Here is a 26,521-nt window from a genome sequence, read left to right as displayed (position 1 = left end):
GGCCGTGACCGGGCCGTGGTCTCAGCCGAAGGGGTGCGGGCCCGGCGGGACGGGCAGGCCCCGTTCGCCGTCGGGTCCGGTGGGCAGGGCACGGGCCCCGGGAGCCACCACCCGTACGACGGTCGCGCCTGCGTCCCGTGCCGGTCCGCAGGTGGTGTCCACCAGGACGAGGTCCCGGCCGGTGTGGGCGGACAGCGCGGCGATGCCGGAGCGGACCGGTTCGCCGCCCGCCGTCGCGGCGGGACGGCGGCCGTGCGCCGGTGCCCGTGCGGTCCACAGGCCCAGGCTGTCCTGCCGGTGATAGGCCCAGAGCGCGTGCTGGACAGCCGAATCGGGCGACCCGCGGCCGTGCCAACGCGCCCAGGTGCCGCGGGCCACCGGGGTGTGGACGCTCCAACGCACCATCAGGGCCTCGTAGGCGGCCTTTTCGACCAGCGGGGCGAGGTCCCCGTCGTCCGGTCCGCAGCGGGCGCCGAACGCCTGCCGCGTGCGGTCGGGTGCGTGCAGGCAGACGACGACGCACCGGGATCCGCCGGGGGAGGGGAGGCAGAGGGCGGTCGCCGTCGTCCCGATTCCGTCCAGCAGCTTCGCCAGCGGCGCGGGCAGGCCGATCGCTGCCGCTGGAAGGGCGGTGGGGGCCGGGGAGATGCCGTACCAGCTCCTGCGGACGAGGTCACGTTCCAGCGTCTCCCATGCGGCGTGGTCCGCGGCCGACCGTGGATCGGGGTGCGAGGCGACGCCGGTGGACCCGGCACCGGGGCCGGGGGCGCAGCCGACCGGCGCCCGGTGGTGGAGGAAGACGGCACCGGCGGGTACGAAGGTCTCGTCGCCGGTACGGGCCCACCGGCCGAGAACCCACAGCCGCCGGGCACTGCGGACGGTGTCCGGAGAGTCCGCGGGGGCGAGCTCGGCGGGATCCAGTGCGGGTATCCCTTTACGGCGCAGTTCCCCGTGGGCCGCCACGACCGTCGCGTTCGCTTCGGCAGCGCGGCCCGCCAGGATGTTGCCGACGCGTTCGAGGAGTTCGCCGCGCGCGCTCGCGACGACGTGTTCCGTACGGTGCCCGGCCGCGCTGCCGACGACGACGGGCTGGTCACCGGCGGCGCAGACGCCGTCGAACTGCGGCGAGCGGGCGGCGACGCGCGCGAAGACGACCTCGGGCCAGGGGGCGTACGGGGCGAAGACCTGTGGCTCCCACCGCGGCGTGGACATCAGGCGCGCACCCGGGGCAGTCCGGCGGCGTCCTCCAGGACGGACGCCCCGCGGTCGGTGAGCGCGCCGCGGTGCTCCGACAGGGCGCGCACGCCCTGAGCGGCGGCGCGGGCCACGTGGTCGTGACGTGCCCGCACGGCCGCCGACGCCGCGGCCGTCGCGTCCGTGTCGAGCATGCGCCGGTACAACAGAAGGCTCCGGGCCAGGACCACGACCTGCTGGAAGAGCCCGTTCAGCGGCCTGGGGTCGATCCGCAACGGCGTGGTGACGAGCGGTTCGCTGCCCCGCGCGGGCCGCAGGAAGGGCTCCCCGGCCACGGACGCCGCGTTGCACCGGGTGTGGGCGCCCTCGTGGACGAGTGCCTCCGCCAGGCGGACGGGGCCCGGCAGCGCGTCTCGCCCCGTCTCCAGGCGGTCGCGCCGGATGAACACGGCACCGTGCACCACGAAGTCGGTGAAACCGTCGATCGCGGGTCCGTCCAACAGGGCGATCTGGACGAGGGTTTCCCGCAGTTCGGCGTGTGCCTCGGGCCAGGCCGCCGCCAGGAGCGCGATCGTCTCGCGGAGCGTGGAGATGTCGCGCTCGCGCCATGCGACGACCGCGGAGCCATGCGGGCTCTCGAAGTCGCCGTCCCGCTTCGGTACGGACTCCAGGGCCCGGGTGACGCTGCGTTCGAGATGGGGGTGGGGCGCGGCGAGGTCGACAGGCCAGGGGAGTACGGATGGTGGTGCGGCGGCGATCCCGGCTCTGGCCCGATCGAGCATGCGGCGGAGCCCGTCGAGGCGTTCCCGGTCAGGACCGGCACGCAGGACACGCTGGGCGGCATGCGCGGTCTCGACGACGGCGGGGTGCGCCGATTCCTTCTGGGTGACCGTCAATTCGGCTCTCGTCAGGGCCGATCGGGTCATGCGCGCCAGAACCGAGCATTCCTCGGCGCTCTGATGCGCGTCGGGCGCCACTCGCACCGCGAATACCTCCGTGATCCCGGGAACAGGTGGGCGTTGGGTCGGAACGCGCCAGCCCAACGCCCGGGAGTGAAGCGGCGTCAGTCCGAGGGTATGTCGATCATCAGCGCCAGCTCCGGCAGTTCTTCCTCGGGGACCTGCTCGATGTCGTTCCCCATCTCGATCTCCCTTCGATTGACCGGCTCCACCTGTCGACGGGGACACCCGGCGCCGCCAAGGTAGATACGGAATCGATTCGATCACAAGGTGTAATTAAGTCATCACTTTATGTGGAGAGCGTGGTTGTTTGCTGCTGCCGAGGGGTGTGCTGTTGTGTCAACCCCTGCCTGTGTGGGGGGCTTTGGGCGTGAATGGCGCGTAGCCGAAATCCACCTTCTCCTGCGCAGTCGCTCTTGGATGCCGATCGCTGACGCGCGATGATGCCCCACGTCAACACGCGTTCTTCAGGGTTGACCGGCGATCCGGGAAGGCGGGATCGCGAGCGGCAGTGTCCCCCGTCCGTCCCCTCCCAGACCGCTCACGGCCTATCGCGAGGAGAGCATGCGCATCGCGTATCTGCACGGCGGAAGCATCCCTTCGTTCTTCGCCAACGGCGTCCACGTCATGCGCATGTGCGACGCGTTCACCGCCGCCGGGCACGACGTCACCCTGTACGCCCTGCCCGGCTCCTGGCCGGCCAACGACCCGTACGCCTACTACGGCGTCCGCCATCGCTTCCCCATCCGCACCGTCCCCGCCCCGGACTACACCCCGGCCGGATACTGGAAACGCGCCGAGCGCATACGCGACCTGCTGATCCGTGACACCGTCCCCGACCTCGTCTACGGACGCGAGCCCTACAGCCTCACTGTCGCCTCCGACCTCGCCCCCTTCGTGTACGAGGCCCACCAGATCCGCAGGGACCTGCCACCCGGAACCGAACACGCGCTCCTCGGCCTGCCCCGGCTCGCCCGCCTCGTCGTGATCACCCACGCACTGGCGCGTGACCTCCGGAGCACCCACGGCGACCTGGGCGCGCTGCCGATCCTCGTCGCACCCGACTGCGCCGACCCGCCACCGCCCGCCGGTGCAGCCGCCGCGCCGCGGCTGCCGGGCCGCCCGGACGTCCCGCGGATCGGCTACGTCGGACACCTCTACGCCGGCCGCGGCATCGGCCTCATCCTCGACCTCGCCGACCGCCTCCCCGGCCTGGAGTTCCACCTGGTCGGCGGCACCTCCGAGGACCGGGCCCACTGGGAGGGATCCCGCCCGCTCCCCAACGCGCACTTCCACGGGCACCGGCCGCCGGCCGCCCTCCCCGCCTACTTCCCCCTCTTCGACGTGGCCCTCGCCCCGCACCAGAGAAAGGTGTACACGTGGGGCAAGCTCGACGAGATCGGGCGCTGGACCTCCCCCATGAAGCTCTTCGAGTACATGTCCCACGGCCGCCCGATCATCGCCTCGGACCTTCCCGTCCTGCGCGAAGTCCTCCAGGACCGCGTCAACTGCCTCCTGCGCCCGCCCGACGAACCGGACGCCTGGGCCGACGCCCTCACCGAGCTCGTCGGCGACGAGACGCTGCGCCGGACGCTCGGTGACGAGGCCCGACGGCAGTTCCTGGAGCGCTACACCTGGCGGCGCCGCGCCGATCTCGTCCTCGAAGGCCTTGGGGCGTGAAACTCCTATAGGTCGTCAAGTGGTTTCAGGCATCGCATGATTCTTTCTTCGTCAGCCCCTGGGTGGTCCGCCGGGCGACGTATTCCCGGGTGCAGTGGTCGAAGGACATGCGGACGAGGACGATCGTGTGCAGAGCGGAGTTCGGGTGTCGGTTGCTGCCGTGGTTGAGCCTGTGGCGGTCTGTGCGTCCGGAGGACGCGGAGACGGGAGCGGTGGCGCACGGGTGGGTGAAGGCGGCTCCGGAGACGAGGCGGTCGGGATTGTCGCCCGCGGTCTCCAGCAGCTGGCCGGCGGTCTCGGGGCCGACGCCGGGCAGCGCGACGAGTGCCGGGGCGGCCTGGGTGACGGTGACGCGGCGGACAGCCTTCACGAGAAAACCCTCCTGTTGAGACGGGGGAGGCGCCGGATGACGCACACCTCGTCCAGGAGGTTTGCCACTCCACTCAGTCAGTACCTCACATCCACCCTTGCGGCAGGGCGCACGGAGGCCAGTCAGGGGCGGCCGCCAATTGGATGCCAGGCGTGACCGGCTGAATGCCGAGCAATGGGCTGCCCTCGCCGAACTGGGCTACGCCTGGGCACTTCCCTGTCATTCGGAGCTCACGGTGAAGAGATCCACTCCGAAGCGTCGGGTGATTTCCGCGTAGTCGCGATCGTCGAGAAACCGGAAGCCCTGTTTCTCGAAGGCGGCTTCCTCTTCCGTTGTCAGCTTGCCGTAGTACCGGCGCCGGGAGTTCTCCTGCCGATGTGCTGTGATCCGGGTGCACTTGGTCAGGCCGGGCAGCACCTGCAGGAACAGCTCGATCCCCAGCACGTACAGCCTGGGCAGATGCCAGAACAGTGAACGGTTTGGCTCGACTGGCAGATGTCCGCTCGCGATGACCGGTCCGGTGTCGATGCCCTGGTCGACCACGTGCAGGGTACTGGTAAACCTGCGCTCGCCGGCAAGGAGGGTGCGGACGGGTGCCCACAGGCCCGCATACTGCGGAAGGGCCCCGGAATGGGTGTTGAGGATGCCGAAAGAAGGGAGGGAAAGGATCGGCTCTTTGAAGATCTGGCCGAACTTCACCGACAGGATCAGGTCCGGCTGGAACTCCCGTGCGACCCGGCTGCCGTGACCGGTATTGATGTTCTCGATCTCGTGGAACGGTACGCCCAGGTTGCCTGCGAGGTGGTGAAACGACATCAACTCGCCTGGTGGGTAGTCCAACCGGTCCAGCACGGGGAAGAACTCCTTGTCAGGAAGGTCCCGCAGGTGCCACCGCAGGCGGTCCAAAGAGCTGCCCGACCTCAAGTCGACCGGGGGCAGCCTCAGCAGTGCGACGGCAGTCGTATGGTCTTGGAGCGCAGGTAGCAGCCGGTTCAGTGCCACACAGGTCACCAGGTCACGTCCTGTGCAAACAAGAATACGCACCGGAACCCCGCTCACCAGACCAGGCCGGTGCTCAGGCCCGGGTGGATCAGCTGGTGTCGTGGCCTGCCCTCGCCGCGGAGCGTGAAGCGGTCGATCTGCAGGCTGCGGATGTGGCAGGCGAGGGTCTCCATCGTGCCCCGCTCGAGCAGCAGACCGTGGAACTGCTGGAGGAAGGTCCCATGAGAGGACACCAGGACCGACGTCGTGGACAGGGACAGGACGGCCATCAGGAAGCGGTGGGCCCGGGCCCGGAGCTCGGTGAGCGTCTCCCCGCCGGGCGGATTGACTGAATGCCGCGTCCCGCCCGCTTCCACATAGACGATCCGGGCTACGTATGCGGACACTTGCTCTCGGTCCAGGCCTTGCAAGGCTCCGTAATGCCGTTCATGGCAGCGTGCGTCGAGGACGATGTCCTCTTCCGGCAGCCCGGTGACGAGCCTGGCAGTGTCGATGGCTCGCCGGGCAGGGGAGGAGAGCACGACCTCGGCCGACAGTGTGCCATGGGCCCGGGCAAACCCGCTGGCAGCAGCCCGCCCCTCGGCGGACAGGGGCTCGTTGAGGCGGCCAGTGATGATGCCGGCCGTGTTGTGAGCCGTCAGCGAGTGCCGCACCGTGGTGATGGTGACGGATCCCACCACGCTGCCGGTCATGCCGCACCTGCGCGTAGCAGCTCGTTCGATCGCATCACGGAGCTGAAGTCCTGGTACGGGCCCGCCTTGAGGTAGTCCAGGCAAAGCTCCGTGGCGACGTGGCTGATCAGCGGGTTGTCGGTTTCCACGGACCGGGCCGAGGCGATCAGCGGCAGCCCGTGGTCCCTGGCCAGCGAGGCGAACTGGTACACCCCGCTCATGAGGCCGATCTGGTCGGGCTTGAGCAGAACGCCGTCGACGTGGCGCGCTTTGGCTGCCAGTTGCGTGGAGCAGGTGGAGGTGAAGTTGTCACCGAGCAGACGGCAGCCGGACGGGCGGGCGTCGTGCAGCGCGCTCCAGCCGTCCATGTCCGTCTCAGCGAGAGGATCTTCCAGCATCACCACGTCGAAGCGGATGAGCAGGTCGAGCCAGTAGTCGACGAGGCCGTCCCGGTCGAAGCGGCGGCCGCTGACCGGGAGGACGTACCGACCAGTCTCGTCGAACCAGTCGCCCGCGCTGGCATCAATCATGATGCCGAATGCTTCAGCGAGGCCGACCCGTTCCAGCAGGGTGCTCACCAGCGACAGTGCCTGCGCATTGGGATCGGGCCCCAGGTCGTGCACCGGATTACCACCGACGGCCCGCAGGGGGAGGCGCGCCACTGCCGTACGGGCCTCGCGCAGCAGGCGCCGGTAGCCGTCGATCGCCCTCACGGTGTCGATGCCCCGGGGAACGAGGAGAAACTCGGTGAAGTCCGAGGTCACCGGGAGGCTGTAGGCGTGGAGGCCGCCGTTGAGCAGGTTGAACAGCAGCCGCGGACACGCTTTCCTGCCCCCTGTGCTGCCGCGGAAGCGGTGGAGGCTGGCCTCGAAGAAGGCGGCCGACAGGGCGTAGCAGGCCGCGTGTCCCCAGCGAGAGCGACGACGGCTCAGCTCGTCGTCGAAGGACTCCTGGTCGAAAGCCCTCCCAACGAAGGCGGCCCGAGCCTCGGCCGCCACCTGATCGCTATCGCCGGCCGGGCGAGGCACTTGCTCCTCGTACATGCTGGGAGTCTCGGCCCGGGGCGCGGCCGCTTGCCCGGTCCGTCCATCCGAAAGGCGGAGCACGAATTCCGGTGTCCACTCCAGATGGGTGTTCAGGACTGATCGGTGGTCGATGTCATCCACGGCGGATTTCTCGTCCGGCGCGAGCGGCGGAAGCATGCGGTTCCCCGGTTACAGCCAGCTGAGACGGGCTCGGTCGAGCTGCTGCCAGTCCGGTGGCCGGGCGCGCGTCCCCTTCGACGCGATGTCGAGAAGGTTCCGCACCGTGGCCATGATGCCCGGCGCCGAGTCCCGGAGGTCCGCGACGTCGTCCGGCCCGACCTCGTGTGCCGCCACCCCGGCCTCGCCCAGCAGGTCCTCGGGATTCGTGAGCTTTGCCTCCAGCCATGCCAGGGGGGCCGCGGTCAGTTCCACGGTGAAGACGTCGTCCACCGGGCCCCACCCGTTGAACCGCGGATGGTAGTGGGCGCGGTCGAGGCTGCCGGGCACGCTGAACACGGACTCCAAGAGGTCCGCCCGCCAGAGCGGACGGCCTACCGTGATGGGAAACGCCCTGTACAAGGAGCCTTCGGCGTCACCCGGTTCGAACATCCGTATTTCCAGGCGAACGCCTCGTTCCGGTCCCTCCCGCCCCGCTGGAAGTGTGGGATCCACTAGGTAGAGGTCGCTCACCACGACGCCCACGCGCTCGAACCCGTAGGCGTACAGCATGACACTCCAACGGCAGGCGGCAATGGGGCGGGCGGCAACGGGACGGGGTCCGCCGTCAGGCCCACACACCACCCTGACACTGCGGTTCGACGAGGCGCTCGACAGCGTGCTCCGAACGGGTGGTGTCGCCGCGCGTTCTCGCTGTCTTCGTCATCGCGCTTGCAGTCGTCGCACAGGCACGAGCGGGTGTACCGGGAGGCCGTCGACAACACCCGCCCGCGCCCACACACGGCAGTGTCTACTGCTCGATTCCTCAAAGGCGGTACTGGAAACGGCGCCGGAGGCGGCGGGTTGGTGGTGCGGGACGGCCTCGGATCCAGGGTTTGGCGCGTGCGTTGAGCCGGGCTGTGGCGACTCTCGTCGCGTGGTCGATCTCGTCGGGGTCGGCGAAGACTGTCCAGCCAGGGCCGCCTTGCGGAAGAGGCGCCACCAGCCTTCCTGGCGGTTGAGCCAGCACGCGCCGACCGGGATGAACGTGTGGCGGATGCGCGGGTGGTCCTCCAGCCATTCACGGGTGGACTTGCTGTTGTGGGAGGAGAGGTTGTCGGTGACGACCACGATGTCGCCTGTGGGGTTGGCATCCTCCAGCAGCAGGAGGAACTGCTGGTAGTTGACGCTGTTGCGGGAGGCTGCGGTCATGGTGATCTCCTGGCCGTCGGCCGGCCGCAGGCCGCCGTGGACCCAGGTCTTCTCCGGCCCGCGGCTGTAGTCGAGCTCGGCCTTGATGCGGTGTCCGTCCGGCGACCAGCCCGGCGCCGGCGGGAACGTGCGCGGGATCACCGGGCCGGGCTCGTCCGCGCAGACCACCGTGGCACCCTCCGGCGGGTCCGTGTACAGGCCGACGATCCGGGTCCTTTTGGGGAGAACTCCGGATCGCGGCTGGTGATCCAGGACCGGGTGCGGCGCCAGCGCACTCCCTCGGCCAGCAGGATCCTGCGGACCTGGGAACGCTGGACGTCGATACCCTGGCGCCGGGCCGCCTCGGTGAGGGCGTCCAGAATCCACACGCCCGGGGCCGACTCCTCATCGGCCGCCAGGTCACCCCGCGGCTAGCACACCAGCCGGTCTGGCGGAACGCTCGCGGACCAGCTCGATGATCCGCGAGCGTTCCGCCTCGGTGATCCGCCGCTTGCGGCCACATCCTGGACGGTCGCCGAGCCCGACCAGGCCCTGGGCGTTGAACCTGTGCAGCCACTTGCGCACCGTCTTGTGATGACACCCGAGCCGGGACGCCATCACCGGAACACGGTTCCCTTCCCAGCCCAGCGTGATGATCCTGGCCCGCACGATCCAGTCCGCCGGCGCATGCCGGGCACCAGCCAGCCTGCGGACCTTCACCTCTTCGGCCATGTCCTTTCCCGGGCAGGCAGGGCAGCGTTGGCGCCGGACCTGGCGCCAACGCTGCCCTGCCTGGCGCCGCTCCCGGCCTCGGACTTCAGCGGGAGAGGAGGTCTCGAAGTGCCTTGGCGATGTCGGCGGGGGCTTCTTCGGCCATGAAGTGGCCGCAGGTGACGGTAGTGTGCCGCAGATCCGGTGCCCAGGCGCCCCACAGTGCTGCCGCGTCGAAGCCGAGGGCGGCGCCCCAGTCCTGTTGGAGCACGGTGACCGGCATCCGTAGACGGTTGCCGGCGTCCTGGTCGGCCTGGTCGTGGGCGACGTCGATGCCGGCAGAGGCGCGGTAGTCGGCCACGATCGAGGGCACCGCGTCTCGGCAGGCGTCCAGGTAGGCGGCGCGGACGTCTGCGGGAATCGCCTGCGGGTCGTTGGTCCAGATGTCGAGGAAGTGGCCGAAGAAGGCGTCCGGGCTGGCGGTGATCATCTGCTCGGGCAGGCCCGGAGGCTGGGCCATCAGGTAGAGGTGGAAGCCGACGGCGGCAGTGACACCGCGCATCACCTCCCACATGTCTACCGTCGGGAGCACATCGAGGCAGGCCAGGTGAGTGATCGTCTCGGGGTGGTCGAGCCCGGCGCGGAAGGCGACCAGGGCGCCGCGGTCGTGTCCGGCCAGCGCGAAGCGATCATGCCCCAGCGCGCGGGCCAGGGCGACGATGTCAGCGGCCATGGTGCGCTTGGCGTAGACGTTGCCATCGGTCTCGACGGGTTTGTCGCTCGCGCCGTAGCCGCGCAGGTCGGGGCAGATCACGGTGTGGTCGGCCGCGAGGTCGGCGGCGACATGCCGCCACATCAGGTGGGTCTGCGGGAAGCCGTGCAGCAGCACGATCGGACTGCCCGAGCCGGAGACGGCCGCATTGAGGGACACGCCGTCCGCGACGGGGACGCGTTGGTAGGTGAAGCCGGCGGTGGCAGGCGTCATGGTTTCGCCCTTCCTCCTATAGGTGACCAGGTGCCTCACAGCCTGCCGGGCGCGGATGAGCATCGAGTGAGCGCGTTACGGTAACCAGGGGCGATGCCCGGGAAGGGAGTGGTCGAAGATGCAGGTCGCGTTCGGGGTGCTGGGGCCGGTGGTGGCCTGGGACGGTGCCGGAGGCGCGATCGCCTTGAAAGGGCCGCGGCACCGCGCCGTGCTGGCCCGGCTGATCGTCTCCCGCCGCCGCGTCGTCCCGGTCACGCGCCTGGTCGAGGACCTGTGGGAGGACCCGCCTGCTGATGCGGTGGGCGCGGTGCGTACCTTCGTGGCTGCGCTGCGCCGCGCTCTGGAACCGCAGCGCCCACCCCGTGCTCCGGCCCGGCTGCTGGTCACCGAGGGCCCGGGGTACGCGCTGCACGCGGAGCCGGACGCGGTGGACGCCTGGCGTTTCGAGCAGGCGGTGGCCGCCGCCGCGACACTGCCACCCCAGCCTGCGCTCGCACGGCTGGAGGAGGCGCTGGGATGGTGGCGCGGTCCTGCCTACGCCGACTTCACCGAGGAGATCTGGGCCCGTGGGGAGCGCTCCCGCTTGGGTGAATTGCGGCTGCAGGCCGTCGAGCGCGGGGCCGAGGCCCGGCTGGCCCTGGGGCTTGCCGCCGAGGCAGTGCCGGATCTGGACGCGCACGTGGCGGAGCATCCCTGGCGTGAGGACGCCTGGCGGCTGCTGGCCCTCGCGCTGTACCGCACCGGCCGCCAGGGCGACGCGCTCGCGGTGCTGCGCCGGGCGCGCACGCTCCTCATCGAGCAACTGGGGGTGGATCCGGGCCCGGGTCTGCGCCGCCTGGAGGCGGACATCCTCGACCAGGCCGGCCACCTCGAGGCCGCGTCCGGGCCAATGGGTTCGGCGGGGCGGGTGTGGGCGCAGGCAGCCGCCGCCTACGACCGCACCGTGGCATCCGGCGCCCGGGCGCGACTGGAGTCGACGGTGGGTCTGCTGCGCAATCTCGCTGTGACCGGAGGCGGGGGCCTTCAGGCCGCCCGCCAGCACCGCTTGGAGGCCATCATGGCGGCGGAGGAACTGGGCGACACGGAACTCACCGCCCGCGTGATCGGCGCCTACGACGTCCCGGCGATCTGGACCCGGGTCGACGACCCGCAGCAGGCCGCGTCTGTCGTGGCAGCGGCCGAGCGCACCCTGGCCGCCCTCCGGCCGGATGCGCACCCGACGGCACGAGCCCGCCTCCTGGCCACGATCGCCCTGGAGACACGCGGCACCCGCTCAGCACTCGGGCCCCATGCCGCCCGGCAGGCAGAGCAGATCGCCCGCAGCCTGGACGACCCCGCGCTGCTGGCGTTCGCCCTTAACGGCGTGTTCATGCAGACCTTCCACCGAGCGGGTCTGGCCCCGCGCCGGGACGAGATCGGCGCCGAGCTCGTCGACCTGTCCGCCCGACACGGCATGGCCGCCTACGAAGTGCTCGGACACCTCATCCGGCTCCAGGCCCGAAGCGCGCTCGCGGACTTCGCCACAGCCGACGGGCACGCGGCCTGCGCAGACCGCCTGGCCGAGCGCCACGAGCTGCCGCTGGTCGGCGTGTTCACCCATTTGTATCGGGCGCTGCGGCTCGCCGAGAGCGGCGGGACATCAGTTGCAGAGGCGGAGGCGGCCTACCAGGACGCCGCAGCGCAACTGAACGGAGCCGGCATGCCCGGACTGGAACGCGGGCTGTTGCCACTCGCCCTGCTGTCCCTGCGCCTGCGGCACGCACAGCCCGCCCAGGCCGACGAACGCACCGACTGGGGACCCTTTGAGCCTTGGACCCGCCCCCTGGTGCTGCTGGCCCAAGACCGCGGCGCTGAGGTCACGACAGCCCTGCGCCAGCTCCCGGAACCGCCCCGCGACCTGATGTTCGAAGCCCTATGGTGCCTTGCCGCACGAGCCGCGATCGCCGTCGGCGACCGGAAGACGATGGAGCGCGCCTTCACGGAGCTCACCCCCGCAACGGCGGAGCTGGCCGGGGCAGGCAGCGGCCTGCTCACCCTGGGCCCAGTCGCGAAGCACCTCGACGACCTCGCTACCGCCCTCCAGCATCCTCGGTGAGCAGATCGCACCCATTCGTCCGGGACCCATGACGCCGAGTTCGCCACGTGCGGCGTCGTCGGCCGAACGTCGCAGGCCAGGCCGAACTCGACCACCGAGGCGCCGTGCGTGTCCTGACTCCTTGCCCTCTGCGACGACAACACACCGCGACCACCGCACAGGGCGACACGAAGCAGAATGAGCATTCCCAGCAGACGCGTTCAGCGCGCGTCAAGCCCGGATTCCAGCGTTTCCGCAGGCCTCGGTGCGCACGAAGCCACGGACCCTACAACGACGACGTGATCTTGGATAGCAGTCGGGTCGGCGAAGGCGGTCTTCCTTGCCTTCGCCGACCGTGTGATCTGAGTCAGGTGGACCGGGGGCCGTTCGGCACGGCGAGATCATCGCCGGGATCTCCGCCGGCCCGTTGAACGGCCGCTACCAGCTCGTGCCCAGCGGCAACTGGTCACCGTGGGCACCGGTCGGCGGCCCATCCTTGGCGTGAGTCCGCTCGGGCCCTGCGGGTTTCACAGGGATTTCATCGGCCGCTGCCACTGTCGTCCAGCGAACTCGGCCGACCGACCGTGCACCGCATCGGACGGCAGACGCGTAGGCCCACTACATGGGGAGAATCGAATGCGAAGAGGAAGGATCGCGGCCGCGTTGGCCGCTCTTCTGCTGACATCCGGGCTTTCACTGGCGCAGGGGTCCACAGCGCAGGCGGCAGCAGCGCGGGTGGCAGCCGCTCCGTGCGAGGGCACGTACACGATTGTTGTCGGGGGCACGTGGAGCAGGTGGAACAACGACCGCTTCACCGGCAACATCCAGCAGCACGTAGGGTACATGAGTGATGTCCCCACCGGCCTGGGCGTCCGGTCGGGCGTCAACGAGCTGAACCGGCTGGTCCGAGACCAACGTGCCGCGTGCCCGGGACAGCACGTCAAGATGGGCGGGTACTCCTTGGGCGCCGCGGTGGTGCACGTCTGGATCAGCGAGAACTGGAGGACGTTCGACAACGTCAACGCCATTCTCCTCGCGGACCCCAAGCGTCAGGGCGGGCCCGGCACCAACGGCAGCACCACGCCTTGGGGCCCCCTCGTCGGCTACCCGCTCGCAGGCGCTGACCGGAACTTCGGCAACGTGCCGGTCAAGTCGATCTGCTACTGGGACTACATCTGCGACGAGTCCGCCGGCATCGGGACCTACCCGAAGAACCACAACGACAACTACTGGCCGGACTTCAACATGGATCACCACAACGACGACGCCAACGAGCAGTGGTACAACGGCGCCTGGTATCCCTGGTAACCACGGGAAGGCTTGTGATGGTGACGCAGCAGGGCCTCTTGTCGCCGACGTGGTGATTCCAATCGCCGCACCGGCTCCAAGGGGCTCTGTTGGTTGCTACTGGCCAGGCATCGCTGCCACAACGGCCGTATCCGGTGGTGGAAGCGGGTCGGCATCATTGACCGGAGCCTGACAGGCAGTTGACTGTCCGCGCCCGCGCGTCTCCTCAACCGGGCGGATCCGTGCGCCACTTCAGACCCGTTGTCATCCTGGCCGCCGCTCTGGGCCTCTGTGCCGCAGCGGTTCCGGTGGCCTTGTCGGGCCTGGGGCGCGCCCAAGCATCCCGGCACCGTCCGCGTCAGCGTCCGCGCGGACGGCACCGAGGCCAACGGCGACTCGTTCGGTCCCCGCATCAGTGCCGACGGGCGCTTTGTCGCCGTTCGGCCCGACGGGCCGTGATCAGCTCACGAAGGTCCACTCCCGCATCCTGGGTCACCTTGATGCACCTCCTGCCCGGATCGCAGGGACACCCGCCTCGCGCACGCCGGGGAACCCGCAGACCTGTGATCGCAGGAACGGCAGGCGATCTTGAGCTACGACAAACGCCCCCGGGTCAGCACAAGTACACGAGCACCGGCTCACACCAGCCCTACGACCAGCGACTTCAAGATGGTGGATCTTCGATGCGGGAGCAGCCGTTGGTGCCGCGTTGCTTGCGTTCGTCGGCGTCGGCCAGGGCGGTGATGAGGGCGTGGGCGAGGTCGTCGAGGTCGTCCGGCTTGGCGAGCCAGCTGGCGGCGTGGGGTCCGGCGGGGACGATGGTGTGGAGCGGGCTGCCGGTGGTGGTGGCGATGGGCGGGGTACCGCAGGCCATGGCTCTGAGGCAGATCATGCCGAACGGCTTGCGCACGGCCGGTGCGACCATGAGATCGGTGCAGCCGAGGCCGGTGGGCAGTTCGTTATGTCCTCGCCCGACCCACTGCTGAACTCCCTGGGTGGATTGATGGCGGCGCCGGATGGGATCGGTGCAGGTACTCCTCTCAGCTGGCTTCGTCAGTGCCGCACCGTTGGTGCGCTGAAGGGGATCGGTCACAGGTGTCCAGGGCGGGGGTGAGTTCTTGTTCATGCTGTCGCCCGCGCGAGGCTGTGGAGCGATGCTCGTACCGCGGCCGCGCTGCGCAGCGCTGCTGCCACCGCGGCGCTGACCTGCTCGGGCTCGCCCTCAGCTTCGGCTGTCTCGCAGCGGCATTGTCGGCACAGCACTTCATCGGCCACCGGCCGGAACAACTGCGTCCGCGTGTGCGCACCCTGGCACTCCCGTGTCCCGGCCAGCCGCGACGACGGACCAGACATCTGATGCTCGTCCGCGTGCTGTTGAGGACGTGTCGGTGGGTCCGGCATCTTGCGGGTGAGGCGGTTGTGGGTCAGGCCTGCGGGGGAGTGGATCTCTGGGGGCAGTCCGGAGGTGAGGGCATCGCGGAGGTCGGTCATGTAGGCGCCGCGCTGGAACCATTGGCCCGCGATCGGTGCGAGTGCGGCGATGTCGTGGCCGGAGAGCCGGAGTTGTCGCTCGCTGTGGGAGATCGCTGCGAGGGCGAGTGCTCCCTGTGCGACCAGTGGTGCCGGAAGGGGCGGGGCGGGTGCCTGTGGTACTGCCGTCGGCTTGAGAGGGGGTTCTTCCTCCCGCTGTGCCGCAGCCTCGGCGTCTGCCTGCTTGTCCGGAGGGGAGGGTGGGGTGGGAGGGTTGGGGGTGTTCTCTTCGGTGTTCTTCTGGGAACGGCCGACGGACCGGCTTCCCGGTCCACCGGCGGCCGGGATCCCGACCGCCGGGCATCCGTCCCGCACCAGGGCCACGTTGTCCGCGGACAGCGGCACGCTGGAGAGTAACTGTGCCGGAATCAGAAGGCGGGCGCCCTCAGCACACAGGGAGCCGCCGGGGCTGAGGGGGCCAGGGCCCGCTTGACCAGTCCGATCGCACGCGGGCTGTACGACATGCTCAGATGGGCGGAGAAGTCGACGACGCAGCCCTCCTGCAAGGTGATGTTCTGTACCGTTGCTCCGGGGCCCGCCGTCATGAACGTGCTCTGCCAGGGGGTGGTGATCTCGTCGTACTTCGTGCCGATCACGGTGTAGTCGATCCCGGGAACGGTGTCCCCGTCGGCGTTGAGCTCCTTGATGAAGTCGGATTTCTCGTACTGCTGGATGCCCGCCTTCCCCAAGAGCTTCTCCCCGGGGCCCAGCATGTGGAGCTTGTCGGCGAGAGTCTCGATGCCGCTCATGGTGGTGCCGTGGTTGGTCGCGCCGAGCTGGACGACCTTCTTGACCTTGTTCTTCGAGGGGTCGGTCGGGGTCGCGCCTCCGTCGGCCTTGAGATACCAGCGGGCCAGGGTCCCGCCCTGGGAGTGGCCGACAAGGTCCACCTGGCCGGAGCCGCTGGCAGCGAGCACCTTGTCCACGAAGGCGGCCAGCTCCTTGGAGGACTTCCTGATGTCTCCGTAACCCTTGACGGTGGGAGCGAGAGCCACTCCGGCGTCGTCGGTGTCGCCGTAGTCGAGGGCGTAGACGCAGTAGCCCTGGGTCTTCAGCTCGGGGGACATCCGGGCCCAGTTGTTGTAGCGGTTCTCGTAGGTCCCGTGCACCAGGACGACCGGACGCGGGTGGGCGGCGCTGGGACGGCAGTTCCAGTCATTGGCGCCCGGCGGATCGATGTCGAGGCGGAGGATGGAATGGACCATAGCGGGAAGGAAATTGTCCTGCTCAGGGCCGGTCTCAGCGGCCGCGGACGTGGAGGTGGCCAAGACCGTCGCCGCGGCGGTGGCACAGACGGCGGTGACATATTTCGGTATGTGCAAGACGGCTCCTGAGAAGTGTGGAACTCGGGCCACGCGCGATGTTTCACATGGGTGCCGACCGAGGAGGGAACCTCGGGTGACCTCCTCCGACGTCCCACCGGATGACGCACCGTCAGACTCCGGCCCTGGTAACGCCCGAGGAGAATCCCGGACCGTCGGCCGCGTGCCCCGGGTAACTTTCCGGGCCCCCAGTATGCACGCGAGGCGGGAGGTTCTGAAGGGAGGAAACACAAATCTCGAAGGGGGTAGGTGGGGCTGCCGACAAAGCCCCTCTCCGGGGTCGTGCGGCCGCGAGTGACCTCGAGGCCCCCCGGCACGCCCCGGAGTTGAGTTCCGCGGAGAACGCCTTGGCCGTGGCCCCGCCCCTATCCGCCGAGATCTCGCGCTGGGCGAGGACGTCGCCGCGGTGTACGACTCGGACCGGCCCCGGGGCCATCATCGGATGCTGATCCGCCGGCGTAGCGAGGTCGTGTCGGACATTCAGCAAGACCGCCGTCGTCATCACCGCGAAGTCCGCCGGGCACAAGGTCTTCGGCCTCGCCACCGCAGGCGTCCGTCTCGCTTGACCTCTTGCGCGTCAGTCCGGCAGCCAGTGCAGCTCGTGCGCCAGGGTTTTGGCGACGGCACGGATGCGGTGGTGTAGCGGCGACTGCTCGCGTGGGAGGACCAGGTGGATCGTCAGGCCGGGCGCGCCCCGCAGCGGTCGCCAGGTGAGACCGGCCGGTTGTGCCGTGACCGCGGCTTCTCCGGCCGGGGCGAGGGTGACCCCGTCGCGCAGGTCGCGCTGAGACATGTCGAAAGAGACTGCGGGCGTGTGGAATCGGGGCTGTGGTCGGGTGTCTCGGAACAGTGCGGACAGCTGATCGTGGATCACGGGGTTGGCCGCACGGTCCGGGAGTCGCAGCGGATACGCGGCCGCGTCGGCGATCTCGATCTCCGGGTGTTCGGCCAGCGGATGGTGCTGCGCCAGCTGGACCCCGACGCGCTGACGCCGCAGCAGGAACCGGCGCACGCCACGGCCCGGCTGTTCACCGCGGGTGATCCCGGCATCGATGCGGCCGTCGGCGACCGCGGGGGAGATCTCCGGTGTCGCCATCGGGACCGCGCCGACCTCGAGTCCGCTGCTGTCGCGAATCAGCCTGTCCACCAGGGCCGGTGCCGTCTCGGCCCCGGCGCTGAGGCTGTATCCGATGCGCAGCGTGCCCAGTTCACCGGCCGCCGCGCTCCGGGCGGTGTCCCATGCCCGGTCCAGCGCCGCCAGCGCGGGCGGCGCGGACTCCGCCAAAGCCGCACCGGCCGTGGTCAATACGACGCTACGCGTGTTGCGGACCAGCAGGGCCGTACCGAGTTCCGCCTCCAATCGGCGCATCCGGGCGCTGAGTGCGGGCTGTGCGATACCGATCCGTGCGGCCGCGCGGGTGAAGTTCAACTCCTGCGCCAGCACCAGGAAGTACCGCAGGCTCACCGTATCCGGCGCCACGTGCCCTCCCTGCCGATTGATAACGATCCGTTCTGAGTCTATCCCGTACCGGTCTTTCCCTCGACCGCACATCAAGCCCTAACCTGCGCATATGACGATTCCACTGACCGCAGCAGTACCCGTCGCCGGGATCGACCGATCTGAGTGTGAATTCGAAGTCGGACGTGTCCGGCCGAACACAGGAGGTTTCCATGGCTAAGGGCTACTGGGTCAGTGTCTACCCCGCCATTTCTGACCCTGAGAGGCTGACTGCCTACGACAAGCTGGCCCGTCCGGCTGTCCAGGCTGGGGGCGGGCGCCTCCTGTCCCGTGGCGCTCGAGTCGTCGCCCACGAGGCCGGAATCACGCAACGCGTCGTTCTGATCGAGTTCGACAGCTTTGAACAGGCCGTCGCGGCATACGAGAGCGAGGCATACCAGAAGGCGCTGGTGGCCCTCCCCGACGGCGTCGAGCGCGACTTCCGCATCATCGAAGGCATCGACTGACCGGCGGGCCCAGCCATCGCTGAGCATCCGTCACCTGATACGCACACGGTGCTGAACGACGACTCACGAGACGAGTTCGAAGCCATGCCCTGCGTCCCAGTTCGTCGTCCACGTCCTCGACGGCCTGATCCCTGTCGGGCGGGCCGCAGGCAGCCCTCGGCCTGTGCGAGGCGGGCGGCAACCTCGGCGACGGCCCGCTCGTCGGCCTGGCGGAGCGCGGAGCGGATGATCGCCGCGACCTGATCCGGGGTCGGCGGCTCGATCAAGTCGTGGCCCATGCGCTGAAAGAGCTCGGCGCGGACCTGTTCCTCGCGCCGCTCGTCGTGCCAGATCGCATCGACCAAGTGGGAGGCGAGCTTGATCTGGTCGGTGACCGAGCACTCGTGCCAGCCGGTCAGCTCCCGGATCTCGCTGCGGTGCCGCTTGGCCGTACGGGAGGTGAAGTCGTACAGCGCCATGTCGGCAGCCGGGGCACCGACCTGGTTGGCCACGTGAGCGACCGCGTCCGCGGGCAGCTCGATGCGGGTCTTGGGGAAGCGGCCGCGGAAAAGGAGGAACTTCAGCTGGACGGCGAAGCCCAGGCGGGTGGCCCCGCTCTTGTTCCGCAGCCAGTCCACCTCGTCGCCAACGAGCGTGAAGTGCTCGACCGCCGCGTCCAGCCCCAGATCCCTGCTCACCCGCACCCGGCCCTTTCTCGACGCCCCGGGCCGGGCGACGGGCTGCCGCCAGTGGTACCGCGTGCGGCGTTCACTCGTTCAGCCCAACGACGTGATCCACTTCCAGGCAACGGCCCGTGCCGACGGGGTGAGGAAGATGGCCATGGCCATCTCGACCTCCCGGACCGGCCGTCCAGGACTTCCCGAGCGTCGTTGTGCTGGCCAGCGAGCCGAGAGCGGACTATTCCGGCGGGAGGCTGTGTCCTTCCGCAGAGGGACACAGTCTCCCGCCGGGCTCTCCGCCCGTGGTCAGGCAGTGCGCTGCTCGGCGACTTCCCGCAACTGATCGTAGAGGTGTGCGGGTGCGGCCCAGGGGAGCGTCTCTCCGGGCTTCGGCGGCGGGTACTGGACGGCCACGGCCTGGACTCCGGCCTTGAAGGTCAGCCCGTTGCTGTCGGAGACCGGGGAATGATTGACGTCATTGCGCACGGCGTGGATGGTGTGGGTCTCCGCGTACAGGGCGGTGGTGTGCCGTGCCTTCGCATCGGCCTTGACCGCGACCTCTTCCTCCCGCATGGTCGAGACCGAGTGCGAGGTCTCATACCCCATCTCGTGGGAGATTTCCGTGCTGGCGGTGGCGTGGACCTTGGCGCCGATGCCTTCGAATTCGACCCCAGCCTCGACGCCCACTTCGAAGCCCACCTTCGTGCCAGTGGACTCGTGGAAGGACTCGGACTGGGTCTTGGTGATGCCCCACCTGACGGCCTGGCTGATCTCGCCCGGGGAATCGGAGTCCTTCAGGTTCAGCGAGGCCACCAGGGTGTAGAAGCGTTTGCGCCGCAGCGTGTAGGTCGGGGAGTTCACCACGATCCACTCCGGGGTCTTCCCCCGGTCGTAGACGGCGGTGCACGGGACGATGACCTCCCGGTCGATGGCCTCCGGCGTGGTCTGCGGAACGATGTCGTAGCCCTGGAGGACCGGGGCCGACGGGCCCTGTCCCTGGCTCGCCCGGACCGGCAGGTCCAGCACGTACACATCACCCGGGTCCTTGCCGACCACCATCCCTCCCACGCGCATGCAGTTCCACGTGCACTTTCCCGGGGCGACCAGTACCCCCGGCGACTCCGGGAACACTCCCGGCGGAACCGTCTCCAGGAGCAGGGCGTACAGCTTGGCGCCCAGGGCCACGTAGCCGCGCCCGTTGATGGTCTCCTTGACGCAGCGCATCAGATGCCGGGGCACCGGGGTGAGTCCGAGCTCCGCGCTGGAGAACGCGTCACTCAGGCCCCGGTAGCCGGAGGGCGCGACCGGCCTCCAGGCTTTGATACTCCCCCAAGAGACATCTTCCCATTCCACAGGTTCTGCCAGTGCTCCCGAGCCGGGGTGGGTCTCCTTGACCCAGGTCATCGTCACCGACTCGTCCACCATGCCCGCCAGGGCGTAGTAGCCCTGCGGAGGAGCGGTCTCACCCGCACTGAAGACCAAGGTCAACTCGCCGAACTCCTGCGGTTTCGAGTACACCACTGCTCTACCTCCCGGAACGCTCCAGACCACGGAACGGCGGAGTCAGCGAGAAGGCCGCGCACGGCGCTCCCACGCTCAGCTCGCCTGCCCGAGGTACCGCTGGCCCGGCGATCCTGGCGGTCGGCAGCCAACTGCCACAAGGACACAGGAAGACAAACCGGCCAGGCCCCAGACCCCAGGAAGAGGGGTCCCGTCGATGCCGCTCTAGGGCCGCTGAGGAGTCCGTTCTGGTCAGATGCCTTCGGTCACTGCGTCCGTGGCCGTCTGCTCGTCGTGGTTGCGGAGCATGCGCATAACGGTGGCGGGTGAGGGCTCTGGCCCTTCTTGAGGCCCGGCCAGGTAAGCCGAAAAGTGCAGCGGGAGAATCCTGGCTGGGCGAGGAGCGCCGGATCAGCCCTGCGTTCCTTCGAGCTGGCGGGGCACGCGGCTGCGGCGAAGCTCCTGAAGGTCGGGGATATGGTTGTAGAGGGTGCCGACGGAGACACCGAGGATCTTGGCGATCGACGTCACGCTGTTCGCCGGGTTGGGCAGCATGTCCCGGGCGGCCCGGATGAGCTCCTCGTTGACGACGGTGGGGCGTCCTCCGACCTTGCCGCGGGCGGCGGCAAGGCCCTCGTGGGTGCCGGCGACGATGAGTTCGCGGATGAACTCGGCGAGCGCGGTGAAGACATGGAAGATCAGGCGCCCGCCGGGAGTGGTGGTGTCCAGGGCCTCGTGCAGGGACTGGAAGCCGATCCCGCGCTCACGCAGCTCGGCGACCATGTTGACGAGGTCCTGGAGCGAGCGGCCGTACCGGTCGAGCGAGGGGACGACCAGGGTGTCGCCGGGGGCGAGGAAGGCATGACACGCCTTCAGCTCCGGCCGTAGGTCGTTCTTGCCGGACTTCTTGTCGGCGAAGATCCGGCGGCAACCCGCCGCGTTGAGCGCATCGATCTGACGGTCGAGCTTCTGCCCTCCGGTCGAGACCCGCGCATACCCAATACGGATCTCGGTGAGCACCAAGGGCGAGGCAGCGAGGAGCTCGGACCGCTCCAGGGGCGCATTCATGCCGTGATCTTCTCAGAAAACGGTGTCTGGAGGCTCTTGAAGCCCTCAGGTTTCTGAAGGAGTTTTTGAAGGCTTCCCACATCTTTTCGATCTTGCTCGACCGATCTTCAGCAAACGTTTTTTTGAAGATCACTGCGCGCCTGCAGCTACCTTCCCTCCTGTACAGCGCGGGCCTGCGCATCACGCTGAGCTACTTGTCACCTGGTTCGCCGTTCGTTAACGACACCCCGTGTTCGCGGTTCTGTTGCGGGGGCTGACCATCGTAGGGTTCGATTCCCCGCGGTCGGCCCGCCACGGACCGAGGTGGTCCTGGACGGCCGGTCCGTAGTCCTTCGCCAGGTGCTCGGCGACGTCGTCGGCCCACTGCTGGTCGGTGAGGAGCCCGACCCTGGCAAGGTGGTAGGGCGGGTGGCCGTACGCGTACCGAGCGATGGCGCCTGTTGGGAGGTCGGCGAGCTGCTCGGTGGCGTGGGCACCGGTGTTGCGTCAGTTCCGGAAGAGGCCGTTCATGTCGAGGAGTAGGCCGTTGATGCTGGGCCTGGGGGACTCCTTCGGGTTGCGGGCCGGGGAGGACGCGGCCCTGGGGCAGCGCGGTGCGGCCTGGTGATAGGTGGGAACGTAGCGGTCTGCGGTCCGGCTCCAGCTGTAGGCGCTCTCGATGGGGGAGCGGCCGTTGGTGCCGCGCCGCTTGCGTTCGTCGGCGTCGGCCAGAGCGGTGATGAGGGCATGGGCGAGGTCCTCGGGGTCGTCCGGCTGGACGAGCCAACCGGTGGCGCAGGGGCCGTCGGGGACGATGACGTGGAGCTGGGTGCCAGTGGTGGTGGCGATGGGCGGGGTACCGCAAGCCATGGCTTCGAGGCAGATCATGCCGAAGGGCTCGCGCACTGCCGGCGCGACCATGAGATCGACGCAGCCGAGGCCGGTGGGCTGCTGACTCCCTGGGCGGATTGACGGCGGCGCCGGATGGGATCGGTGCAAGTACTCCTCCCAGCTGGCTTCGTCAGGGTCGCACCGTCGGTGCGCTGAAAGGGATCGGTCGCAGGCGTCAGGGCGGGGGTGAGTTCTTGTTCATGCTGTCGCCCGCGCGAGGCTGTCGAGAGATGCCCGTACCGCGGCCGCGCCGCGCAGCGCTGCTGCCACCGCAGCGCTGACCTGCTCGGGCTCGCCCTCAGCTTCGGTCGTCTCGCGGCGGCATTGTTGGCACAGGACTTCATCGGCCACGGGTCGGAACAACTGCGTTTGTACGTGCGTGCCCTGACATTCGCGTGTCCCGGCCAGCCGGGACGACGGGCCAGCCATCTGATGCCCGTCTGCGCACTGTTGAGGACGCGTCGATGGGTCCGGCATCTTGCGGGTGAGGCGGTTGTGGGTCAGGCCTGCGGGGGAGCGGACAGCTGGGGGCAGTCCGGAGGTGAGGGCGTCGCGGAGGTCGGTCATGCTGGCACCGCGTTGGAACCACTGGCCTGCTATCGGTGCGAGTGCGGCGATGTCGTGGCCGGAGAGCCGGAGTTGTCGCTCGCTGTGGGAGATCGCTGCGAGGGCGAGCGCCCCCTGCTCGACCAGCGGTGCCGGAAGGGGCGGGGCGGGTGCCTGTGGTACTGCCGTCGGCTTGAGAGGGGGTTCTTCCTCCCGCTGTGCCGCAGCCTCGGCGTCTGCCTGCTTGTCCGGAGGGGAGGGTGGTGTGGGAGGGCTGGGGGTGTTCTCTTCGGTGTTCTTCTGGGAACGGCCGACGGACCGGCTTCCCGGTCCACCGGCGGCCGGTATCCCGCCCGTCGGACAACCGTCCCGCACCAGGGCCGCGTCGTCCGCGGACAACGGCACACTGGAGAGTAACTGTGTGGTCGACCACCGGCCTGTCGAGCCCTGCAGCCGCCACTCGTGAAGGAAGCCCTCGGCCGTGAGCTCGCGTTTGGCGCACATGAAGCCGGCCCGCTTGATCCCGGCGCGCTCTGCGGTCTTCGAGAGCGGCTGATCGGCGCCTGGCGGAAGCGACAGCTGCCAGGTCAGCAGACGCACCGCGTCCGACGACAGACGCGGATGGCGAATGATCTCGTTGGACACCTGCGTGAAGAACGACGCAGGCGCGATAGCATGCCTGAGCATCCCGGGGAGTTCCTGTCTCCTCGTGGTGTAGACCCCCGTGTTGGTGCTGTAACACCGACCGGGGGTCGCTTCGTTTCCGGCACGAAGCAACCTGATGCGGGCACCGTACCCCATCCGTCAACTCCCGTGCAGGGAAAGGTTATAGAGGAGCCGTCTCTCGTGCAGGGTGCGGCGAGCCTGTCCCTGTCGGGGCGAGGCGCCCCGTCAGGCCGCGGTTCGCGGTCTGACGGGGGCCTGGTTCTACTTCGCAGGTCGTCCGAGCTGGTGGACGGTCCAGCCCGTCGCACGCCAGGGCTCGGGGTCGAGGACGGTACGGCAGTCGACGAGCAGGGGATTGGCGGGGCGGCCCACGAGGGCCTGGGGGCTGGCCTGCTGGTACTCGGGCCATTCGGTGGCCAGGACGACGAGATCGGCGCCGTCGAGGGAGGCGGGCAGATCGTCGGTGTAGTCGAACTCGGGGTTGCGGATCATGGCGGTGGCCACGGCCTGCGGGTCGTGAACGGTGACGGTGCCGCTGGCCTGCTGGAGGGCGTGGGCGAGGGCGAGAGCGGGGGATTCGCGGACGTCGTTGGTGCCCGGCTTGAAGGCGGCACCCCATACGGTGATGGCAGCGCCTTGGAGTGGTCGGCCGAGTGCTGTGGCCACCAGGCTCATCGCCGCGGCGGTCCGGCCCTCGTTGATTTTCTCGGCGGCCCGCAGGAGGGTGGCGGCGTCGTCCGCGCCGAGCTGCCGGGCGGAGGCGGTGAAGGCACGGATGTCCTTGGGCAGGCAGCCGCCGCCGTAGCCGATACCGGGCCTCATGCCGCCGCTGCCGATGCGGGGATCGATGCCGAGGATCTCCACGATCTGGGAGATGTCGCCACCGGCGGCCTCGCACATGTCGGCGACGGCGTTGATGTAACTGATCTTCAGGCCGAGGAAGGTGTTCGCCGCGCCCTTGGCGAGTTCGGCGGTCTGCGGGTCGGTGACGAATAGGGGGATGCCGGCGTCCAGGATGGGGGCGTAGACGGTACGGATCGCTTTCTCGGCCTCGGTGGTGGTGAGGCCGGCGATGATGCGGTCCGGGCGGAGGGTGTCCTGCACCGCGTGTCCTTCGCGGAGGAACTCGGGGTTCCATACGACGTTGACGCGTTCGCTGGCGGGGGCCAGGCGTTGTGCGAGGGCGGTGACCTGGCTGGTCGTGCCGACGGTGACGGTGGACTTCCCGACGATCGTGCACGGCCGATCGAGGTGGGGGGCGAGTTGACGGATGGCGCCGTACACCTGCCCGGTGTCGTAGGAGCGGCCGTCGGCGTCGATGGGGGTGCCGACGCCGATGAAGTGAACCTCGGCGAGGTCGGCGGCCTCGTGGATGTCGGTGGTGAAGCGGAGGCGCCCGCTCGTGGTGTGGCGAGCGAGGAGTTCGGGCAAGCCGGTCTCGTAGATGGGGCATTCGCCAGCGTTGAGCCGGTCGATCTTGGCCTGGTCGACGTCCACGCCGATGACCTCGTGGCCGAGTTCGGCCATCGCCGCCGCGTGCGGGATGCCGAGGTGACCACAGCCGATCACGGAAACGCGCATTGCAGGTCCTTGTCTTGTCTGGGTCTGGTCGGGGGCACACCGTGCCCGGTGTGCCCCCAGACGCTATCGGTGCGGGAGCAGGCCCGAGTTGGGCCGAATTCGCTCAGACGTTCACGTTGAGGAGTTCGGCCAGGTGGAGCAGGGCGGGGGTGGCCCCGGAGCGGACCACGACGTCGCCCTCCCGGGCGCCCTCGATGAGGTAGGGCTTGCCGACGCCGTTCTCGGTGACACCCTCGGTGTCAAGGTAGAAGACCTTCAGGCCGAGCTCGCGGGCGCGAGCCTGGACCCCGCGCCGGTCGGCGTGCAGACCGATCACGAGCACCGACTTGGCGTCGTCGGGGAACGGCATGTGCGGGATGCGCTGGTCATAGCGGCGCATGAACGCCTCCGGCAGCCCAACGCGGGCGACGAGGCGGTCGAAGTTGTGTGTGGCCACCGGACCGGTCATGTGTCCGGCGTCGTACAGGGCCTTCGGGGTCCGGTGCGCGCTGGTCGGCTCGGCGAGGAACAGGGAGCGGAACATCGCCACCATGCCGTCGACCTTCCGTACTGTGTCCGTCAGCATCTCCTTGATCAGGATGTCGGAGGCCGGGGCGAGGGTGAAGGCGTAACCCTGGGTGAGATCGTTGCCCGCGCGGGCGGTGACCCGGTAGACCTCGTGCAGCCAGTGCAGCGGTGGGATGCCGGCCTCGATGCTGGTCCCGCACCCGGCTTCCACGACGAACGGGAGGTGGTCGAGGAGACCGGACAAATCGTCGGCGTAGGCCGGGTTGCCACGCTGCTCCTCCAGCGCGTTTCGCGTGCCCGTGCCCTTGTAGGTGATCAGGCCTGGTTCCCGCAAGACCATCACGCTCATCCCCGGGCTGCTGCGCCTCAACGTCAACCGCAAGTCGGTGAGCGTCGCCGTGGGCCCGTAGGGGCTGGCCCGTATGTACTCGTCCACCGGCCGCCGCACGACCTCCGTGGACTTGCCCGGCCCGTCCTCCTGACGCACCATCAGCCCCCGCCGCAGGGCCCGCTGAGCGTCAGACTTCCCAGGAGCAATTCACAACGCGCACCGCGCACAACACCCACCCCGTCACCAGAAAGGCCCCTCTGCGCCCGAGTGCACCGACCCCGGACACCACCTCGCCGAGCACCGCCTCGCCCTCGTCCGAGCCGCCCACGACACCATCAAGGCGTTCTGCGCCGACACCGAAGCCGAAGTGGACACCGAGCACTTCATCCGTCTCGCCGCCCGGGCCGGCCTATGGTGGCCGCCATCCTCGAATCCCTGCCTCGAGGGCACGTGGTGCTGTCGGCCGTCGCCCAGGGCCCCGGCGGCACGCCCCTGGTGACCACCGCCCACATCATCACGGACTCGGACGAGCACGGGCTCTTCGACGAGATCGAGCACGCGGTGATGATCGAGATCATCGCCGTCTGCCTGGCCACCGGCGCCCCGGCGCCGTCACCGCCCGCCACACCACGACCGACGACGGCACGGTGAGCATGCGCGGCTGGGCTCTC

General features: G+C 69.3%; 24 protein-coding genes and 3 pseudogenes. 6 read left to right on the top strand and 21 right to left on the bottom strand.

All coding sequences use genetic code 11. From position 1 onward, the window contains the following. Positions 1 to 21: 21 nt before the first annotated feature. Together DXZ73_RS02175 and DXZ73_RS02170 are read right to left on the bottom strand one after the other, a co-directional pair. Positions 22 to 1,212, bottom strand: a complete 1,191-nt coding sequence (locus DXZ73_RS02175) for a YcaO-like family protein (protein ID WP_116209352.1) — start codon at positions 1,210 to 1,212, stop codon at positions 22 to 24. Next, the gene (locus DXZ73_RS02170; RefSeq protein WP_162889970.1) at positions 1,212 to 2,120 is read right to left on the bottom strand and encodes an aKG-HExxH-type peptide beta-hydroxylase; all 909 of its coding nucleotides are present in this window, start codon (positions 2,118 to 2,120) and stop codon (positions 1,212 to 1,214) included. Before DXZ73_RS02170 ends, DXZ73_RS02175 begins: the two co-directional genes overlap by 1 nt. A gap of 597 nt (positions 2,121 to 2,717) precedes the next feature. Between DXZ73_RS02170 and DXZ73_RS02165 the strand changes: the two genes are divergently transcribed. Then, on the top strand, positions 2,718 to 3,833 hold the full coding sequence (locus DXZ73_RS02165) for a glycosyltransferase family 4 protein (RefSeq protein ID WP_116209350.1): 1,116 nt from the start codon (positions 2,718 to 2,720) through the stop codon (positions 3,831 to 3,833). Between the two features lie 23 nt (positions 3,834 to 3,856). Here DXZ73_RS02165 and DXZ73_RS02160 read toward each other — a convergent pair. The 8 genes and pseudogenes from DXZ73_RS02160 to DXZ73_RS02125 form a co-directional block, all read right to left on the bottom strand. Further along, positions 3,857 to 4,176 (bottom strand): annotated as a pseudogene (locus tag DXZ73_RS02160) (transposase); the annotation flags it as partial. A gap of 246 nt (positions 4,177 to 4,422) precedes the next feature. Further along, complete coding sequence (locus DXZ73_RS02155; protein ID WP_162889968.1) at positions 4,423 to 5,055, bottom strand: formyltransferase family protein; 633 nt, start codon at positions 5,053 to 5,055, stop codon at positions 4,423 to 4,425. A 203-nt stretch (positions 5,056 to 5,258) separates the two neighbouring features. Beyond that, the gene (locus DXZ73_RS02150) at positions 5,259 to 5,897 is read right to left on the bottom strand and encodes a histidine phosphatase family protein (protein WP_116209347.1); all 639 of its coding nucleotides are present in this window, start codon (positions 5,895 to 5,897) and stop codon (positions 5,259 to 5,261) included. Next, complete coding sequence (locus tag DXZ73_RS02145) at positions 5,894 to 7,078, bottom strand: hypothetical protein (RefSeq protein WP_116209346.1); 1,185 nt, start codon at positions 7,076 to 7,078, stop codon at positions 5,894 to 5,896. The genes DXZ73_RS02150 and DXZ73_RS02145 overlap by 4 nt, the downstream gene beginning before the upstream one ends. 12 nt (positions 7,079 to 7,090) lie before the next feature. Beyond that, a complete protein-coding gene (locus DXZ73_RS02140) occupies positions 7,091 to 7,630 on the bottom strand; it encodes a hypothetical protein (protein WP_116209345.1) in 540 nt (179 codons plus the stop codon). A 150-nt stretch (positions 7,631 to 7,780) separates the two neighbouring features. Further along, positions 7,781 to 8,437, bottom strand: coding sequence for a transposase (locus DXZ73_RS02135; RefSeq protein WP_240351091.1), 657 nt, complete (start codon positions 8,435 to 8,437; stop codon positions 7,781 to 7,783). Positions 8,438 to 8,668: 231 nt separating this feature from the next. Next, positions 8,669 to 8,980 (bottom strand): helix-turn-helix domain-containing protein, encoded by a 312-nt coding sequence (locus tag DXZ73_RS39090; protein WP_240351090.1) that lies wholly within the window; start codon positions 8,978 to 8,980, stop codon positions 8,669 to 8,671. Between the two features lie 85 nt (positions 8,981 to 9,065). Further along, positions 9,066 to 9,944 carry an alpha/beta fold hydrolase gene (locus DXZ73_RS02125; protein ID WP_116209344.1) on the bottom strand — a complete coding sequence of 293 codons (879 nt, stop codon included), beginning with the start codon at positions 9,942 to 9,944 and terminating at the stop codon, positions 9,066 to 9,068. Between the two features lie 118 nt (positions 9,945 to 10,062). On the opposite strand from DXZ73_RS02125, the gene DXZ73_RS02120 reads away from it, so the two are divergent. After that, positions 10,063 to 12,039, top strand: coding sequence for an AfsR/SARP family transcriptional regulator (locus DXZ73_RS02120; protein WP_116209343.1), 1,977 nt, complete (start codon positions 10,063 to 10,065; stop codon positions 12,037 to 12,039). Between the two features lie 615 nt (positions 12,040 to 12,654). Then, a complete protein-coding gene (locus tag DXZ73_RS02115) occupies positions 12,655 to 13,326 on the top strand; it encodes a cutinase family protein (RefSeq protein WP_116209342.1) in 672 nt (223 codons plus the stop codon). A 643-nt stretch (positions 13,327 to 13,969) separates the two neighbouring features. Here DXZ73_RS02115 and DXZ73_RS39990 read toward each other — a convergent pair. From DXZ73_RS39990 to DXZ73_RS02095, 4 genes are all read right to left on the bottom strand, one after another. After that, positions 13,970 to 14,431: a glycosyltransferase gene (locus DXZ73_RS39990; protein ID WP_116209341.1), complete on the bottom strand. Its 462-nt coding sequence runs from the start codon at positions 14,429 to 14,431 to the stop codon at positions 13,970 to 13,972. Further along, positions 14,428 to 15,180 (bottom strand): hypothetical protein, encoded by a 753-nt coding sequence (locus DXZ73_RS37825; RefSeq protein WP_162889966.1) that lies wholly within the window; start codon positions 15,178 to 15,180, stop codon positions 14,428 to 14,430. Before DXZ73_RS37825 ends, DXZ73_RS39990 begins: the two co-directional genes overlap by 4 nt. A gap of 23 nt (positions 15,181 to 15,203) precedes the next feature. Continuing rightward, a complete protein-coding gene (locus DXZ73_RS02105) occupies positions 15,204 to 16,040 on the bottom strand; it encodes an esterase/lipase family protein (protein ID WP_116215364.1) in 837 nt (278 codons plus the stop codon). 694 nt (positions 16,041 to 16,734) lie between these two features. Beyond that, complete coding sequence (locus DXZ73_RS02095) at positions 16,735 to 17,637, bottom strand: LysR family transcriptional regulator (protein ID WP_116209339.1); 903 nt, start codon at positions 17,635 to 17,637, stop codon at positions 16,735 to 16,737. A gap of 191 nt (positions 17,638 to 17,828) precedes the next feature. Between DXZ73_RS02095 and DXZ73_RS37820 the strand changes: the two genes are divergently transcribed. Then, the gene (locus DXZ73_RS37820; protein ID WP_162890491.1) at positions 17,829 to 18,122 is read left to right on the top strand and encodes a DUF1330 domain-containing protein; all 294 of its coding nucleotides are present in this window, start codon (positions 17,829 to 17,831) and stop codon (positions 18,120 to 18,122) included. A gap of 230 nt (positions 18,123 to 18,352) precedes the next feature. Here DXZ73_RS37820 and DXZ73_RS39080 read toward each other — a convergent pair. From DXZ73_RS39080 to DXZ73_RS02065, 7 genes and pseudogenes are all read right to left on the bottom strand, one after another. Beyond that, a pseudogene (locus DXZ73_RS39080) lies at positions 18,353 to 18,799 on the bottom strand (DUF4158 domain-containing protein); the annotation flags it as partial. A gap of 288 nt (positions 18,800 to 19,087) precedes the next feature. After that, positions 19,088 to 20,302, bottom strand: coding sequence for a hypothetical protein (locus tag DXZ73_RS02085; RefSeq protein ID WP_116209337.1), 1,215 nt, complete (start codon positions 20,300 to 20,302; stop codon positions 19,088 to 19,090). Between the two features lie 390 nt (positions 20,303 to 20,692). Further along, a complete protein-coding gene (locus tag DXZ73_RS02080) occupies positions 20,693 to 21,349 on the bottom strand; it encodes a recombinase family protein (RefSeq protein WP_116209336.1) in 657 nt (218 codons plus the stop codon). Positions 21,350 to 21,835: 486 nt separating this feature from the next. Beyond that, positions 21,836 to 22,249: a glycosyltransferase family 4 protein gene (locus DXZ73_RS02075; RefSeq protein ID WP_116209335.1), complete on the bottom strand. Its 414-nt coding sequence runs from the start codon at positions 22,247 to 22,249 to the stop codon at positions 21,836 to 21,838. Between the two features lie 168 nt (positions 22,250 to 22,417). Beyond that, the gene (locus DXZ73_RS37815; protein ID WP_162889965.1) at positions 22,418 to 23,452 is read right to left on the bottom strand and encodes a hypothetical protein; all 1,035 of its coding nucleotides are present in this window, start codon (positions 23,450 to 23,452) and stop codon (positions 22,418 to 22,420) included. Between the two features lie 240 nt (positions 23,453 to 23,692). After that, a complete protein-coding gene (locus DXZ73_RS02070) occupies positions 23,693 to 25,012 on the bottom strand; it encodes a UDP-glucose dehydrogenase family protein (protein WP_116209334.1) in 1,320 nt (439 codons plus the stop codon). A gap of 103 nt (positions 25,013 to 25,115) precedes the next feature. Continuing rightward, positions 25,116 to 25,853, bottom strand: coding sequence for a hypothetical protein (locus tag DXZ73_RS02065; RefSeq protein ID WP_240351088.1), 738 nt, complete (start codon positions 25,851 to 25,853; stop codon positions 25,116 to 25,118). Between DXZ73_RS02065 and DXZ73_RS39075 the strand changes: the two are divergent. After that, a pseudogene (locus DXZ73_RS39075) lies at positions 25,834 to 26,001 on the top strand (DUF4236 domain-containing protein). The gene DXZ73_RS02065 and the pseudogene DXZ73_RS39075 overlap by 20 nt on opposite strands. A gap of 260 nt (positions 26,002 to 26,261) precedes the next feature. Beyond that, positions 26,262 to 26,501, top strand: a complete 240-nt coding sequence (locus tag DXZ73_RS02050; RefSeq protein WP_116209332.1) for a hypothetical protein — start codon at positions 26,262 to 26,264, stop codon at positions 26,499 to 26,501. The last annotated feature ends 20 nt before the right edge of the window (positions 26,502 to 26,521 follow it).

The sequence above is a fragment of the Streptoverticillium olivoreticuli subsp. olivoreticuli genome (assembly GCF_003391135.1).
Taxonomy (GTDB): domain Bacteria; phylum Actinomycetota; class Actinomycetes; order Streptomycetales; family Streptomycetaceae; genus Streptomyces; species Streptomyces blastmyceticus.
Note: the sequence above shows the minus strand (reverse complement) of the source record. Positions and strands in the feature narration are given on the sequence as shown.

Coding starts and splice junctions, on each gene's coding strand:
- DXZ73_RS02150 (WP_116209347.1), bottom strand. CDS start 5,897: ATGACCGGCAGCGTGGTGGGATCCGTCACCATCACCACGGTGCGGCAC.
- DXZ73_RS02075 (WP_116209335.1), bottom strand. CDS start 22,249: ATGGTCGCGCCGGCAGTGCGCGAGCCCTTCGGCATGATCTGCCTCGAA.
- DXZ73_RS02140 (WP_116209345.1), bottom strand. CDS start 7,630: ATGCTGTACGCCTACGGGTTCGAGCGCGTGGGCGTCGTGGTGAGCGAC.
- DXZ73_RS02050 (WP_116209332.1), top strand. CDS start 26,262: ATGGTGGCCGCCATCCTCGAATCCCTGCCTCGAGGGCACGTGGTGCTG.
- DXZ73_RS02105 (WP_116215364.1), bottom strand. CDS start 16,040: ATGGTCCATTCCATCCTCCGCCTCGACATCGATCCGCCGGGCGCCAAT.
- DXZ73_RS02115 (WP_116209342.1), top strand. CDS start 12,655: ATGCGAAGAGGAAGGATCGCGGCCGCGTTGGCCGCTCTTCTGCTGACA.
- DXZ73_RS02165 (WP_116209350.1), top strand. CDS start 2,718: ATGCGCATCGCGTATCTGCACGGCGGAAGCATCCCTTCGTTCTTCGCC.
- DXZ73_RS02120 (WP_116209343.1), top strand. CDS start 10,063: ATGCAGGTCGCGTTCGGGGTGCTGGGGCCGGTGGTGGCCTGGGACGGT.
- DXZ73_RS39090 (WP_240351090.1), bottom strand. CDS start 8,980: ATGGCCGAAGAGGTGAAGGTCCGCAGGCTGGCTGGTGCCCGGCATGCG.
- DXZ73_RS37820 (WP_162890491.1), top strand. CDS start 17,829: ATGGCTAAGGGCTACTGGGTCAGTGTCTACCCCGCCATTTCTGACCCT.
- DXZ73_RS02125 (WP_116209344.1), bottom strand. CDS start 9,944: ATGACGCCTGCCACCGCCGGCTTCACCTACCAACGCGTCCCCGTCGCG.
- DXZ73_RS02080 (WP_116209336.1), bottom strand. CDS start 21,349: ATGAATGCGCCCCTGGAGCGGTCCGAGCTCCTCGCTGCCTCGCCCTTG.
- DXZ73_RS02170 (WP_162889970.1), bottom strand. CDS start 2,120: ATGACCCGATCGGCCCTGACGAGAGCCGAATTGACGGTCACCCAGAAG.
- DXZ73_RS02070 (WP_116209334.1), bottom strand. CDS start 25,012: ATGCGCGTTTCCGTGATCGGCTGTGGTCACCTCGGCATCCCGCACGCG.
- DXZ73_RS37815 (WP_162889965.1), bottom strand. CDS start 23,452: ATGCTCAGGCATGCTATCGCGCCTGCGTCGTTCTTCACGCAGGTGTCC.
- DXZ73_RS02145 (WP_116209346.1), bottom strand. CDS start 7,078: ATGCTTCCGCCGCTCGCGCCGGACGAGAAATCCGCCGTGGATGACATC.
- DXZ73_RS02175 (WP_116209352.1), bottom strand. CDS start 1,212: ATGTCCACGCCGCGGTGGGAGCCACAGGTCTTCGCCCCGTACGCCCCC.
- DXZ73_RS39990 (WP_116209341.1), bottom strand. CDS start 14,431: ATGAACAAGAACTCACCCCCGCCCTGGACACCTGTGACCGATCCCCTT.